The following is a 14,670-nucleotide window of genomic DNA, read 5'->3' on the forward strand; positions in this document are numbered from 1 at the left end:
TAGTCCAGGTGATTCTAAATCGACGGCGGATTTTCAACGAGAGCGGCAAGCTTCACATATTCGATGCTCGGCCGGACGCCGTAGATTTTGGCGACCCCATCAATCATTTGCGGCGAGTAAAACTTCCGTGCAGCGTCTTCTGACTCCCAGACGTAGAAGTTGAGAGCTTGGCGCTTAGCTGCATCAACGGTAAATGCCTTAGATCGTAGACCTGACATGCCTTGAAACTTGCCGCGAGCACCTTCGGCGATTTGCTGTAGACGCGCCTCGTTGAATTCATTCGCGTACTGGAACCGCACCATGACAGCGATCATAGGAACCTCCCCGGTAGCGAAGTCCGTTGGAATTGCCATATTAGGCCAATGCCCTCCTGGCTCAACGGCTCTCAGACCCACTATTTCAGGAAATCGCGTCTCGCCTTAAAAAGATCGGACAGACCACCTCAACCTGGTAAGACTATTGGATATCAAGAGAATACAGGCGTGAGCGACGAGTTCGAATTGGTCATTCACGGAGAAATGAACGTGCGTCTATGCGCGACGTCACTAAGCCAGTGCGGCCGTTCAATATTGGAGCAAAATGCTTGAGGATACTGTTTAGGGCCATGTTAGCTATCCGTTAGCTAAAAGCGCCTGCAGCATGGGTCACCAATCCAGCACCCCCCCGGCGACTCGAAAAAACGGTCCCTGCAATCGATTTCACGCGGTTTTGAAATTTATACCTTCAGGGTGGGGATGTACCTCCCAGATTAGATGACTATATGACCTGTATGAGAGACCTATTTTGCAGGCCGTGTTCAGAGGCAAGGTTTAAGACGTTGGAAGGGTAGCCTGCGGAGTGGGGCGGTCCCCCTTTTGAAATGAGTGTGCCGGCTCTGCCCCGCCTCAATGATGGTCTGCCGCAAAATGCGGGACTGCCAAACTATTTCGCCTTAATCATTTGTCAGCCTGGCACCGAACGCTATCGCCTCTTGTTCGAAATGGGGCAATCCGTACTCGCTTTATATTGAACTCGGCTCGTACCGCTCGGCGGGTGTCTCCGCATAAGGAACTGAGAAACGTTGACCGCCGTCGGAGATCATCCGGGCAACAGTCGCTGGGCTTCAATCTGTAAAGGCCAGGACTCACCGCCTAGCCACCTGCGTTCTTCTCTTCTTCTTTCTTTTAGAACAAGGCAAGAACGTGACAGCTATGCTCGGACACACCCCGAAAATTTTGCCAGGCTCTGTTTAGAAATAATGCCGACTTCGTAAGGACCTTCGTAGGCAGTTATGTATGCGAAGTAGTCTAGTGACTTGCTTCGGTCCGTGGTAAACACCGTGCTAAGTCGTGCTCTGTAAAGAGGCGGGAAAGCGGTTCTTTCCCTTTTCGCACTGGCGGCGGTCGGGGTTCTACTTGACGTAGACCCGAAGAGAATTGTGCGAATCATCAAGGGCATGAGACTCGGCATTATTCCAATATTCGTGTTGGTTTTTGTGCTGGACTGTGTCACGCCGCTTGGAATCGCAGTGCCAGTTCTGTATGTGGTCCCCGTCCTGATGACTGCTCTAACAGCAAGCCTAGAATGGTCCTTTGGAGCCGCCCTGATTGCGACCATCGTGACCTATTGTGGTTATCTGTACTCGCCTTCGGGAGGTAACGTCGATGAAGGGACTACCAACCGCTTAATTGCATCCGTTCTGATTTGGGCGTGTGTCTTGCTTGGGTGGTTACTGGGCTATGTTCGTGAAGAGATTCAGAGATTCTATAATGAAAATAACCAAACTGACTAACAGCAGATCTGGCCCCTGACATTCCTATCGTCCCTAGACCGTTCTTTTCCTAAAGACACACGCCGCCGCAGCTAGCCCCGTCACAAGGAGCAAGGCTGTCCTTGGCTCAGGAACGGCTGTGAAGCTGCTTGCTATTGATGCACTGGTTACAAACGAGCAACCCCCGAGTGGCACCGGGCTAGGCCGCCCGATGCTACAACCGCCAAGAGGAAGGACATCTACCCTTTCATCAACGTGAAAGAATGAGGCCGAGATATTTTGAGGTTCCGACGAGGACTGACCGGAGTCAGGGAAGAATGTTCTTACAGATTGAGGCCCAGAAGTTAAAAACACGCCAACAGCAGTTACTGAGCGGGGGTCAACAACAGCCCCTTCCATTCGTCTGAGAGTTTGAGAACCTTCAATCGTGACATCGTACCCCAACAGAAGTTGATACCAGAGTTGACTTGGACTTCCCAGCGTGGAAGCAGTGGACCATGAACCGGATAGTTCGATTCCATTGATGATGAACCCTGTGCGTGTACCTGGTTGGATAGTGATGTCAGCTATTGTCGGAAAGCGGCAACAACCTTCGGGGGGAATCAAGCTCGAAGGCGCACGCCCGAACGTTCCAGTAAAGTTTGAGAACGTCACATCGCCTGACGTGACACTGCCTCCATTGTTGATTAGCTCAGCGAGCGAGACTGCGTATGCTTGCCCCATTAGGCTCGCATAGATACAGAAGGCCAAGCAGACTGTCTTCCGGTCGAACATTATTGCCTCCTTCAAGGGGACAGCAAGTGTTGATGTCATGTCCTCGTCACCTCTCTCCTGAAACCCACGCCGCTCCGGCTAAGCCTGTGGCGAGTAGTGAAAAGGTTGATGATGCGTACGAGGTTACTCTACCGGGTACAAACAAGCCATAGGTTCAGCCCTTACGCATTCTCACTTTGAAGTAGGCAGCTACCATCCCTTTGGGATGCCTTCTTAAATGCAGAGACAAGATTAAGAAAGGCGGGATAGATATTGGTGTAAGACAAACTGCTCAGTGGCTTCGACTCGCACGAACTTTACGCCAAAATATTTCCCCTTAATCGTCCAACCTACAACCCCGGCATGGATCTTCACCGGATCAGCGTTATGCGACACATGAAGTTGTAACGTGAGGGACGCACCAAGTGGAGGTGGATTGGTGCAGCCTACCTTACATCCGCCCGGGGAGAGATCATACAGGGTGCCGGTGCCTTTTGCTTCGCCAGAGAAAGCCACGGGGATGTCGGAGACGGCTCTCTGTGCAATGCGGGCATGTCTTCGCCGCTCCATCAACGGTCCTCTTAATTTGATCTAACGTCAGCTAAACACTCATGGCAGAAACGGCGGAACGAAGAGGTTATAATTTACCCATGTCAGTAGCTGCTCTCATCGGGCATACGCCTTTCTACGGCCTGGCTGCTGTGGCGCGTTTTGATGCCGGAGGATGATTGAATCAATCATATTGCCACACGCGAAACAACGCCATGCCCAGAGCCAGCGCAGACCGGAGTCATGCTTCTCTAAGGCAACGCGAACGAGTAAATTGTGACAGCGTGAGCACATCGGGCTAGCTCCGTTTAGCATGATAGCCTCCAGGTTTCGGACAGCGAGCAGTAAATCGACCACCGCGATTATGTAGGATATATAACTACAGTCAAGACACGGAGTATAAGTAGGCATACAGACGTAGTGTTAATAACTACATAGAAGCCTACGAAGAGGCAGGCATTAATACGGCAACGGCTGCTGAAACACTTCGTCCGTCTCCGCGGCGAGCCTTCGCATGAGACAACCCAATTCTAGCCCCGATTCAACCAGCGTTCGCCGCAGCTCAGCAACTTCCTGCCGGAGACGATAGCATTCAATGGCCTGCTGGACGAGCGGAATGAATGTGGCGCGGTTGAGCGGCTTATTGACTAACGTGAATATGCCCAGCCGCAAGCCTTCTATCAGCATGTCGTCTGTGCTGTCTCCCGTCATGAGGATGAATGATGCTTCCGATCCAGCTTCCCGTGCCGCTCGGAGTAAACCGAGACCGTTCATGTCGGGCATATTAAAATCCGACAGCACAACCGCGAAGGATTCACGTTCTAGTTTCAACAGTGCAGAGACCGGGTTCACGCTTGTCTCAAGAGAGAGGGTCGGGAGAAAGTGCCGGAGGGTATGTGAGACCGCTTGTAAGGCGAAAGGATCATCATCGACGAGCAGAAGCCGAACAGTCATCGACGCACCCGCCTAACCGGAACTACGGAGGGACGATTAAGTGCCAGGCCAGATCGGAACCTAGTCCCTTTGGCAGTATTCTGTCAAGTCCGTTAATCCTACGTATCCAGACTTACGCCAGGCTTGGGCGGCGTCGTTTTAGTACATAAAGGCTGGGCGTTCGGTCGCTAAGGAGAGCGAAGAGAGCGATGCGTGTGGTGTAAGGTCCAGGCTTACATAATACCATCGAGGTATCGGTTCACCGATATACACAACTCCATACTGACCCAACGGTAACCCATCCGGCGCTAATCTATGCCAAGCAAAAAATACATATTGACCTATATCTTGTGGTCACGACTTTCAAACCACAATGCCTAAATAATGTGCAAGGTGCTATTTGCATTGAGCGGAGCCTCGTTCAAACACCGAAGGCGATGTTATCCACAGGATATTCCCCAGACCATCTGCATAACCATTCAACAGGCCATGCCTACAAAAAATACGATGACGTCCCTTCTGCTAACGTAGGACGGTCTTCCTATTTGTTTTTGTCGCCTTGACGGAGCTTACGTAACAGTGTAACCAATGGATACATGATTGAACGAGAGAAAATTCGGCAAGGTACTAGGCTCAGACTCCTACGGCAAAGAGATAGCGTAGCGTTTGGCACGCTGGGCCGAGTGGATACGGTACGGGAAGAGAACTGGGGGACAGCGTGGGGCTTCAGCGTATATTGGGAGGATTATCGAAAGAAGAATCGCTACAGCCTCTTCTTTACCGAAGCTGACTTGGATTGCTTTGAGCTGGTCGCAGAGGCTGCTGCTCGTCCTTTCGTTGAACGCCTACGCTTATCCAAGTCTTCCCCCCTGCAATTAGCATTGCCCTTTACAGAGGTAGCACTCTATCGCGGAACGCAAATGATTGGTACCTTTGAGACGCCGATCGATTAAAATGAAGTATCAAGTCGGACCAGAGTCGGACGCTTCCGAGTCAACACTTTCAGCAGGCCTAAATCCTACCTCTTACGGCTTCACTTCAATTTCCCATATTCCCCTTGCTGACTTTCCAACCACTAGATCACGTACCGTTCCCTTAATCTGATACTTACCAGATGGATCAGTCGGTTCGATCATCCAATCTAAGGCGGGATCAGCAAGGATGAAACTCCGTTCCGCTGGGACACTGCGTTTGTGCAACGCCCCAGTCTTTTTGTTGCAATATAATCCGTCTCTTTGAGCCTATGATTTCCACGTCAACCGCGAAATTGACCCCTCGATTTTCCTGTTGCCTATATCCCGTCACGATAAAAGCCCGCGTGTGCTTGTTGATTAAAGCGCAGTTCCCGAAGTCGGCGGATCGTTGGCCCGTGGGATGATGGAGTCGTCAACCATTCCTTTATAAAGGCGGAGACTCAGCGACAAACACGCTTATCGCAAGATTGCCAGGGGCATCAGGTGCGATGGCACTCAGCAGAGATGGCTCAATCAATCTTAGAACTGCGGCTATCGTCAACAATGACAATAACGAGCGGGCAAAAACGTTGAGTTTATTTATTACCTTGTGTTGCTCTTGTACTCATCAGTGAGCACCCTCTAATGCCCGAGACAAAGGACCTATCCTGACCGGCTGCCCGTTGGAGAGCTATATCAGCCCAGATTCTGTAATTCTTGATCTTAGCAATGCAATACCAAGTTCTAGGGCCACTGGAGGCGCATCAGACGGCCAGAAGTGAAGGGCTGGGTTACATACTATCGCCTCTGGAGCCCCCTTATTTCGTCATATGCTCGTTGCCGCGAAACCGAAGCGTCGAGGGATGGCCTACGCCTGATCCGGCATGGACCTGCTCTAGTTCCTGTCTCACGATTCCATAGCATTCACACGCTGCGGACTCTAAGCCGAGGTGGTTTCGAATCCGTATCCTCTTCCGACGTAATTCAATAAACCCCTTTTGTTCGAGACTCGCCAAGACAATAGCGGCTGTCTGGCGCCGCACACCCAATAGATCGGCGAGCGCTTCCTGCGTGATAATTAGATCGTCTGTTGCGGTTCGATCCCGCGTCATCAAAAACCACCTTGCGCACCGCTCTTCCACAGAGTGGAGTCTGTTACACCCTGACGAACGCGCAATGAGAATCAAAAAAGCTTGTGCGTACTTGCGAACACGAGAGAGGAAGGCGGGACGTTGCATCAATTCCCTCTCAAACCCTTCCGCCGACGCACGCCACGCCGATCCCGGGGCGAGCACAACAGCCCGGGCCATGGCTTTTTCCTCCCCTATCAGGCGGCCCACTCCCAATACGCCTTCATTGCCTACCGTGGCCACTTCAACCATCTCGCCTTGACCGGTTACGACCAATAATGAAATCACGGCACTGAAAGGAAAATAGACCCGTGCTATGACGTCCCCCTGTTCATACAGCATTTGGCCCCTATTGAGCTTTACTTTTTCCCAGGAATGAGGAACACAGTCGGTGATGTCTTGGAGCAGTTTGTTCATAATTGTCATAGTCTTGGATCTAACATTACTTAAGACATTTTGGGCATAGGCAGGACTAGAAGCTGATCCCTGAAGCTGTCTGACAGTGCAGAACGGACAAATATATGCCGCAAAGTTCCAGGTACATGGCAGACAAGGCTCCTGATGTCCCGTAGGATTTAGCGGCATGAAGACAGCCAAAATACTCGTCATTGATGATGAACAGGCGGTCTTAGAGGCGCTTCCTGATCTGTTACATCGCCACTTGTATCGCGTCTATGTCGAGGGTGCGGACTCAGGCTATCAGGCTCTTGAAGCCGCTGGGCGCGTGGATTATGACGTCATCCTCAGTGATTTAAGAATTTCTGACGTCAAAGAACTGGAACTGATTCGCCAGCTGCACGACCTGCGACCTCGCACGCCTCTCATTCTTATGACGGGACACCGTGATGACAACGTTGTCCAAGCCGCGATTGCGCTTGGGGTGTTCGCCATTCTTGATAAGCCGCTAGATCGCCACTTACTTCTCCGGGAAGTTAGGGCTGCCCTCAAAGCGCGAATCATGAGCATTACACCAGACCTGCGGGATCACCTCTCCGACTAAAAGTAACCTTACGAGCCATGGTGCTTGTCCCGGGACTTCTCCATTCATGCTGCACGCAGTGTTGTGGCCCATGCATCGAAGGCCGTGTCGGCGAATTCGGGGCCATTGTTTGAGGATCAAGGTGTCTAGCCTCCGTTAGAGTGAAAGCTCAACGACCGCAGAACCTCAAACTAACAAGATTTTGACCTTTTTGTGTTTAGTCCCCACCATCCCTGCCGAAAGCCCGAGAACATAACCCTACAGTATAGGGCTGATCACTTACGGTAAGGACAATCCCCATAACGACGCCATGGGCAGAAATACGATGGCTTGGCAAGGCATGCAGCCTGCCAACACTACGCCTTATCCCTATCTAATCTTTAAGATTGCGCGGTCTGATTAACGGGGGCAGATCATCTGGTTGGCTGGTCTGGTTGACATGTCTCCTTGCGACGAAGAGCTCGAATGTATCAACCAGAGACGTCTTTAAAGTGGCCGGACGCATTCCCACATAAGGTGCCAAAATTATTACCCTCTTCTCGGCGGCAAAGTTTGTGAGATGGCAGGCGGCTTCTTTCTGCGGCGTCCGAATGCGTGTTATCGGTGATGTTCGGGTGCCGTGTTTGATAAGAATTGTTTTCCATGGCAGAGCCTTGTAGACATCACCCCTGCCTCCACCCGTCCGGCACGAGCGCCGGAGGTTTCGTCCATGGCGGCTCCACTAGGGCCTCCTGAAACCACTGCTCACGAAGGTTTGCGTGCTCGGTCACTATTAACTGGAAGCCGGGCGCGTCCTCCTGCGTGAACTTAAGCAGAACCTCAAACAGCCGCCGGACGGCGTTCAGATCGGCGTCGGCCTCTGTTTTTTGGATAGAGCCATCGGCTTCCTTGTAGACCTGCTCGGATGGGAAATAGACTTGCGTTGGCTGATCAATTAACAAGAACCGCGGCATCGGGCGGTTGTTTCTGACCGCGAATAGGTGGAGGGCAAGTAGCGCAGAGATATGGTACGCGAGATGGTTTTCCCCGCCGCCGGTTCGGCTCATGGGGACCGGACGTTCGGGACGATCGAAGGTAATGGTGATGTTGGCCAAGTCGAATCGCGCTGGATAGTCTCGGAACTCGGCCTCAAACTTTCGGATGTACTGCGTCACATGTGCGGAGATTACATTCAGGATGGAATTCAAGCGTTCGCTGCTGTCGTCGGTGCCCATCCGCTCTTCCAGATCCGCGACCCTCAGCTTTAGGCGGCGGTGCTCGGTCTCGAGCATGGCGAGTTTCTCGTTCGGAGAGAGGCTTTCCAAGAACAGGCTGATCCGGCCCACGACACGTGCTGCGGCGTTGTTGCGGGTCCTCATCTGAGCCATTAGATCGTTAGCCGCTATTGCTGCAGCGAGCTCGGCTTCTTTCTCTTTAATGGTGCTGACGATTTCCTGTGCCTTGCGATGCAGATCGGACAGGTATGCGTCGAGCTTGGGGCGCTGACCGGTGGCTATGCGTAGTTCAGTGTCGAGGGATTGAAGCTCGTTGAGCAGAGCTGTGGCGATAGGTGATTCCAGCGCCAGATTCTGCTCGCTAAACGGCCACTGCCACTCGCCAGTTTCCGGATTCCTCGGTAGCGCCCTGATAGAGGCCAACCGGTTCAACTGTTCGGTCGCCTCGGTTTCGTAGCCGCCGGCACGTTTAGAGAACTGCCGGGCCGCGTCAATCCTAGCCTGCGCTTCGCGGCGGTCTTTGCGCAATTGGGCCAGCTCCTCTTCGAGACGGGAAATCCTGCTACCATCGTCTTCGGGAATCTGATCAGGTTCCCAAGAGAGAGCAGCCCTCAAGGCTTCGATGATCCCATCCGCATTGATGTCGTGGGCTGCGCCACCGATCACGCCAACCGCTTTGGCCTCAGAGTAAAGGGTGAGCGCTTTCTCGCGGGAGGTGTCTATGGCATCGCGGGCCTGTTCCAGCAGTTTTGCGTTAAGCCTGAGATCACGCTGTGCAATGCGCAGCTTGGATTCGAGTTCGTAGCGGTTAGAGGAGTAGACGCCGAGCAGGATCGGCAAGGTGTCGCGGATCGCCTGCGGCTGGAACTGCTCGTTCTGGCGATAGAGGAGCTGATCTTTGTTGGCCACCAGCCCTTGCTTCTGGAACAGATAGTAGTACGTGTGCTTGATGGTGGCATCGTAGCTGTCCCGGCTCTGTTCAAGCGGAACATCGGTGCGATTCTCGGGAATACCGAGGAGGCGCGAGAGTAGGTTGACGACTGCTTCATCGTCGGAGTTGACGGCCAGCTCTTTAAACGAAGGCGCCTGCAGGTTCGTGCCCCGACGCAGCATCACAGTGCTGCAGCTGGCTCCGCCGCCGGGCGGCGTGGGTTTGGCAATCAACACCTGCTCCCGATCGAACTGATAGATTATGGCGAACCAAGCCACTTTGTCCCGAATGATGCCTTCCGGAACGTTGAATGAGGAGCGTCCCATCAAGTATTCGACGATCTCTGACAGTGCCGATTTGCCGGTAGAGGACCGGCCAGTAATCACGTTCAGACTGTCTAATTTAAAGTCTAAGTCCCGGCGCTGCTCGTCGTGGCTATAGATGTGAATCGATTTAATTTTCATGGGCGGACCCCGAAAGTCGTATAAACAGTAACTCGGTCGGCAATGCGCGCGAACTCCTTTCCGAGAAAGCGCGCCACGCGCTGACAGGATTTTGTTTCGTCGGTTCCTACGACTGACTTCCGAACCTTGTTCGGGACGGCTCGGAGGCGCCCGTTATCCCCGAGCGAGATGCATTTTCTTTCCATAAGCAGTCCCAAGCCCTCGAAAGCATAGGGAAGCATCGCCGTGGCCCTCTCGGCGAAACCCACCTGTACTTGTGGGTTGCTCTCTGTGATCTTCAGCAAGTAGGTTCGGGTGCTGCCGGCCAACGTTTCGCGTGAATCCTTGTGCAGGCAAAGCGGTAGGATAAGCAGGCAGAGCGAGAACGGCATCCCGCGCAGGTCTTCTTCCTCGTACCCTTGCATGGCACGGAAGAGGACCAAGCCGCAGAAGGCGGGGTTAAACAGGTTCCGTATCTCGAAAGGGCGTTGGTCCCAAGGCTTCACCTAGATACCTCCAAGACCTTACTGAGGCGGTGGAGGAACAAGGGATGCCAGTAGACTCTAGGTTCAGGCGCTGCATCCGCAAGAATGTGGAAGGAGCCGCGGGTGACATAGGGCTCGGTGACGCGTGCCCGGATGCGTAGAGATTCTATATTCCCGCTCTGCTGCTCCGCCCACTTGTATAGTTCCTTGCCAGCCTGCTGCAGCACCTCTTCGGCGCTGTTCTCGTCAAGACCTTCGAATACGACGTCCCTGTAGCGGCTCCATTCGTCGACAAGGCGGGCTTCGTAATCCTCGATCTCTCTAAACAGAAGTAGATTTTCTCGCGCCCATTCCGAGCGCTGTTCAAACGCCCTGTAATAATCCAGGATCGCGTTCCGGATGCGGCTGGACGACACTCCGATCTCTCGCAGTTGCACCACAAAGGCCCGGGGGTCGTTCTCGGTATCGATTTCGGCGGGAGGCTCCTTCCCACGGAAAGTGATGGGAAGATTGTCCAGCTTGTATTCGTCAGATAGAGCCGACAGCTTGTCCGATATCTCGAAGCCGAAAATCCCTTCGCCCCTGATACCGGTCAGCTGCTTGATAACCTCGTCGTTCCACCATCCCTCAAGCCGCTCGAATATGGCGTTGCGATGCTCCCGCCTAATGCTGCGCATGTATCTGTCTTTGATGGTCTTTGGAATGTCTTCAATCCGAGGGCTGCCGTCTAGGATCAGAATGCGGCCTAGGAAATCGTTTTTTTCGTTAGGGGTCAGGTCATTAAATTCCTCCGCGATGTGGCCAATCACATCAGACTTCGACCTGCTGAGAGCTTCTTCCGCGTGTTCAATCAGTGTCTTCGTCTCATCGCTCGAGAAGATCTGGCCTGGCAGGAAATGCTTCAGAAACGATGTGCCTGAGACTGTGCTGGTCGTGAATAATAAGAAGCGTAAGTTAGATGCGCTGCGGCCATCTCGTTTGTACCGCGCCAACCATATGCGAACGGATTTCCAGAAGTCGGTCGACAAGTCGGTCAGGCGGTCGCCGACAGCCTTGTGCTTGAGCGATGCGAGACTTCCTACCGCCCTTGTCCGCGAAATCTAGGTCGTCGTCCTTCTCCAAGATGACCGCAGTGTCCTCAGGAAGCTGAAGCAATTGGAGCAGGGCGACGCGAGGCTGGTAGATGTATCCCAGACCTTGTTCAGAAGCTGAGTATTTATCGTATTTCCGATCTATCGTCGACACGTCCAAATTTAAACCCGATTGCGGTATTCCATGGTCTCGCCGTTGATCAGACAAGACATCTGCCAGCGTTGATCTTCTGTTCTCGATCTTCTCCTGTGTCGCAAGCCCCGCATCCCGCCAATGGTAGCTCCTTACAAGGGCCGATGTGCCTCCACGGTGGTGAGGCAGTTTGCTAGGTAACAATACGACATGTCATCGCTCTGTTCAATTGGTTGCGATTGCCGCACTTTTCTAAAGAGGAATCAAACGTAGATGGAAACCCATGAGAACAGATAGGACCGGATAGTTCTGCCATAGCCTCCGAAGGGGTTCATAGAGAGGGCATCTCGGTTATCACAAGTTGACCCATTTTGAGCACAAAGGCCCGCTGGCTTTCGGCGTTTCGATTGTAAGTCAGCAGGCCTTTGCTGTGATAAACCGTGATAGAAAAGGTCGAAAATCAAAATTGAAAGAACGGGGAAACCGATAACCGATCAAACCCTTGTTGAAATGGACCTGAACGGCCTCTTAATCAGCGGGCCATTGATTCAAAGTACCACCTGAAAAGCGCATCAAACCTCTGACGTTTGCCGGGCTTTACAGATGAAAGGAAAGACGATGAGGCATTCCGTTAGCAAACGGTTAGCAAGAGCTAAGGGAAAGAGGAGAAGTGTTTGATAAGTGAGGCGGGAATAAAAGATGGTGCCGAAGCCGGGATTTGAACCCGGACACCCGTGAGGGCGCTAGACCCTGAATCTAGTGCGTCTGCCAGTTCCGCCACTTCGGCCTGCAGGTTGCTGAAAATGCCCTTCAGCGGTGCTCCCAGTGTTATTAGTCCGGCTCAACGTACCGCGACGTACGCCTCGCCGTCCTGATCCCTTCCAGCCTGGCTGAAGACCATTTTGAGCGACTTGCTTCAGTGAACGGTCGCATTATCCACGATCATTCACTGGCGGGTCAAGATTGAGGCATCGAATTGTGCGGTTTAGCTGAGTGAAGGCTGATAGCTGAGCGTTTTCTGGGGTGCGGGCAGCGGCGAGGCCCACGCATCGGGGCTTGGGATATCTTCTGTGTTGCCACTCAGGATGATTTTTTCGCGGATGAGCGCGGCGGCGGCTAACAGGTACGGGGCGGGGATGAACGGGGCTTCGTCCGCCAGCATCACGTCGAATCGCACTTTGCTAAAGAGCGGGTCCGATACGATGCGGGCTGCCGTTGTGACGACGATTCGCTTGTTCTGAATAAAGGCCTGTCGATTGGTCCCTTCTTCTGCCGCGAGCAACTCTCTGATCTTTTTGGTTCCGCCCAGCCGCGTGACGTCTTCTTTCAGCTCCTGGTACTCGGGCCGCAGCTCTTTGGGAATCGCGGCTTCCGGTTTGAGGTCGGCGATGCGTTGTTGCGCCGTTTCCAACTCCGTCATGAGACCTTGGATGGTGGCGTTATAGATCGTCCGGTATTCTGCCAAAGACTCGACGTTCTTTCCCACTGTTTGCAGGGCCAGTCGTTTCCAAATGGGAATCGCCTGGTATTCAGCGAGCGTCGTATCAATTTCTTTGATCTTGGCCTGTAGATCGCCGACCTGTGTCAGGAGCCGCCACTCTAAGAGTTTCACTTCGTCCAAGTCCCGCTGTTTCTCCGCTTTATAGGCCAATAGCGGCGTGAGCTCCCTGAAACGTTCATATTTCTTACGCAAGGTCGCTTTCTCAGCCCTGGACTTGGCGTAGAACTGGTGCATTTGGGCTTCGAACCCAAGATCACTCAACGGCATTCCGGCTGCCTGTGTCTCGGCCGCCATTTCATAGCGGCTCAGCAAGCTTTTAAACGTTAAACCAGCGGCACGCAGTGTTCGTGCGATCATTCCGGACAGTTCATCTGCAGCGCGATGGCCGGGGCAGATGAGCAGCATCCGCTTATTCGCACGAACGAGTTCGGCTACCGTGGCGGCGACTTTTGCGCGCCGAGCGGTCAGATCGTCTCCCCACAGGGTGGTGAGCACGGCCGAGGAGGTCCGAACTTCCCGTGCGCTCTCGGATTGTTCTTGAGTTAACCATGGCAGCAAACGTTCAGCAGGACCGAGCGAGTAGGTCTCGGATCGGTGGATGATATCGGAGAGCCGGTTCATCACGGTGTCGAAAAACCCTTCGGCATCCGGGACAATCGTGGCGGATGTAACGGTCTTCCCCAGGCTATCGAAGGTTTGAACGATGATAGTTCCCCCTCTGCTGCCTACGACAAAGCCCTCCGTCGGTTCCGTACCATCCGGCAGAAGAATGGTCACAGGCAGATCTTCAAAGGGGACGTGATCGCTCGGAAGACTGGAAGGCAGAGTCAATTCATAGAGATAAAGGGTCCCGACGGTGGCGACAAGCCGCCCGGCTGATGGGGAAATCGGCGTCCCGAGCCCTTGGACGAGAGGACTGTGGCGGACGACCTTGACATAGTCTGCCTGCTGCTGCAGAAGTTTGAGAAGTTTCATGAGCGTGTTTGAACGAGGTATGACTCGGCCGTGCGCCGCTGTAAATTCGGTGTCATCTTAGACAGGTAAGGATGGACTGTCCAGCGGCATGCTGCCTCAATTCCTCGGCCAGATCAATTGACATTTGAGTACGCGGTCAGTATGCTTTTCGCTCTTCAAAGCCCGGATTAGTGCTGATGGCCGGCGAGGCAGGTGATAGGGAACGCCGGGTCTCTTCCTGAGTAAGGGAGCGATGCAGTCGTTGTTGCCGGGCGAGAGGATCGACTGTTGTAGGAGACATTCTCCGATTATCTGGGCTTAAAGGAGTTAAGTGCTATGAAAGTCATTTTACAGGAAAACGTCGAGGGAGTGGGGCATACCGGGGATCTCTTGGACGTTTCCACCGGGTTTGCACGCAACTATCTGCTGCCACGCAAGAAAGCGCTGGAGGCGAATACACGAAATGTGAAAGCCATCGAGCATGCCAAACGCGCGATGGCAGAAAAGGCCAAGAAAGAGCGCGTAGAAATCGAAGGCGTCGCCAAGCAGATGTCGGCTGTTTCCTTAACCATGGAAGTACAGGTCGGCAAAGACGACAAGTTATTTGGATCGGTTACCGCGAAGGACATTGCAGAAGGGTTGGCCGCCAAAGGGTTCACAGTCGACCGTAGAAAAATTCAGCTTGCTCAGCCGATCAAAGAACTCGGAACCGTCGTGGTACCAGTAAAACTGCATCATCAGGTGACGGCAAGTGTGTCTGTCACCTTGGTAAAGAAGCAGGACGCCGCCGCGGAAGAGGGACAAGCTTAACCGCAATCAGCCGTCACCATTCAGGTCCGATCGATTGTACTTTGATAATGCTGAAAGCTGA

Annotated in this window: 12 protein-coding genes, 1 tRNA gene and 1 pseudogene; 4 read left to right on the forward strand and 10 right to left on the reverse strand. The window is 53.2% G+C overall.

Annotated elements, in window-relative coordinates; translation table 11 throughout:
• Positions 1-14 precede the first annotated feature (14 nt).
• Positions 15-314: a hypothetical protein gene (locus ACWHYZ_RS02510; protein ID WP_447985721.1), complete on the reverse strand. Its 300-nt coding sequence runs from the start codon at positions 312-314 to the stop codon at positions 15-17.
• A 1,103-nt stretch (positions 315-1,417) separates the two neighbouring features.
• Between ACWHYZ_RS02510 and ACWHYZ_RS02515 the strand changes: the two genes are divergently transcribed.
• Positions 1,418-1,771 carry a hypothetical protein gene (locus ACWHYZ_RS02515; RefSeq protein WP_447985722.1) on the forward strand — a complete coding sequence of 118 codons (354 nt, stop codon included), beginning with the start codon at positions 1,418-1,420 and terminating at the stop codon, positions 1,769-1,771.
• 33 nt (positions 1,772-1,804) lie between these two features.
• Here ACWHYZ_RS02515 and ACWHYZ_RS02520 read toward each other — a convergent pair whose 3' ends face one another.
• The 3 genes from ACWHYZ_RS02520 to ACWHYZ_RS02530 form a co-directional block, all read right to left on the reverse strand.
• Positions 1,805-2,563, reverse strand: coding sequence for a PEP-CTERM sorting domain-containing protein (locus ACWHYZ_RS02520; protein ID WP_447985723.1), 759 nt, complete (start codon positions 2,561-2,563; stop codon positions 1,805-1,807).
• 192 nt (positions 2,564-2,755) lie between these two features.
• Positions 2,756-3,073 carry a PilZ domain-containing protein gene (locus ACWHYZ_RS02525; RefSeq protein ID WP_447985724.1) on the reverse strand — a complete coding sequence of 106 codons (318 nt, stop codon included), beginning with the start codon at positions 3,071-3,073 and terminating at the stop codon, positions 2,756-2,758.
• Positions 3,074-3,511: 438 nt separating this feature from the next.
• A complete protein-coding gene (locus ACWHYZ_RS02530; RefSeq protein WP_447985725.1) occupies positions 3,512-4,006 on the reverse strand; it encodes a response regulator in 495 nt (164 codons plus the stop codon).
• Positions 4,007-4,581: 575 nt separating this feature from the next.
• Between ACWHYZ_RS02530 and ACWHYZ_RS02535 the strand changes: the two genes are divergently transcribed.
• Positions 4,582-4,938, forward strand: a complete 357-nt coding sequence (locus tag ACWHYZ_RS02535) for a hypothetical protein (RefSeq protein ID WP_447985726.1) — start codon at positions 4,582-4,584, stop codon at positions 4,936-4,938.
• An 818-nt stretch (positions 4,939-5,756) separates the two neighbouring features.
• On the opposite strand, the gene ACWHYZ_RS02540 is transcribed toward ACWHYZ_RS02535, so the two are convergent.
• On the reverse strand, positions 5,757-6,485 hold the full coding sequence (locus tag ACWHYZ_RS02540; protein ID WP_447985727.1) for a Crp/Fnr family transcriptional regulator: 729 nt from the start codon (positions 6,483-6,485) through the stop codon (positions 5,757-5,759).
• 166 nt (positions 6,486-6,651) lie between these two features.
• On the opposite strand from ACWHYZ_RS02540, the gene ACWHYZ_RS02545 reads away from it, so the two are divergent.
• A complete protein-coding gene (locus ACWHYZ_RS02545; RefSeq protein ID WP_447985728.1) occupies positions 6,652-7,068 on the forward strand; it encodes a response regulator in 417 nt (138 codons plus the stop codon).
• A gap of 641 nt (positions 7,069-7,709) precedes the next feature.
• Here the strand turns inward: ACWHYZ_RS02545 and ACWHYZ_RS02550 are convergent.
• From ACWHYZ_RS02550 to ACWHYZ_RS02570, 5 genes and pseudogenes are all read right to left on the reverse strand, one after another.
• Positions 7,710-9,656: a DUF3732 domain-containing protein gene (locus ACWHYZ_RS02550; RefSeq protein WP_447985729.1), complete on the reverse strand. Its 1,947-nt coding sequence runs from the start codon at positions 9,654-9,656 to the stop codon at positions 7,710-7,712.
• On the reverse strand, positions 9,653-10,141 hold the full coding sequence (locus ACWHYZ_RS02555; RefSeq protein WP_447985730.1) for a three component ABC system middle component: 489 nt from the start codon (positions 10,139-10,141) through the stop codon (positions 9,653-9,655). Before ACWHYZ_RS02555 ends, ACWHYZ_RS02550 begins: the two co-directional genes overlap by 4 nt.
• Positions 10,138-11,356 (reverse strand): annotated as a pseudogene (locus ACWHYZ_RS02560) (ABC-three component system protein). The gene ACWHYZ_RS02555 and the pseudogene ACWHYZ_RS02560 overlap by 4 nt, the downstream one beginning before the upstream one ends.
• Positions 11,357-12,044: 688 nt before the next feature.
• Positions 12,045-12,131 (reverse strand) — tRNA-Leu (locus tag ACWHYZ_RS02565).
• 198 nt (positions 12,132-12,329) lie between these two features.
• On the reverse strand, positions 12,330-13,820 hold the full coding sequence (locus tag ACWHYZ_RS02570; RefSeq protein ID WP_447985731.1) for a hypothetical protein: 1,491 nt from the start codon (positions 13,818-13,820) through the stop codon (positions 12,330-12,332).
• Between the two features lie 315 nt (positions 13,821-14,135).
• On the opposite strand from ACWHYZ_RS02570, the gene rplI reads away from it, so the two are divergent.
• Positions 14,136-14,609 (forward strand): 50S ribosomal protein L9, encoded by a 474-nt coding sequence (gene rplI, locus ACWHYZ_RS02575; protein WP_447985732.1) that lies wholly within the window; start codon positions 14,136-14,138, stop codon positions 14,607-14,609.
• Positions 14,610-14,670 lie beyond the last annotated feature (61 nt).

Source organism: Nitrospira sp. Nam74 (assembly GCF_965152615.1).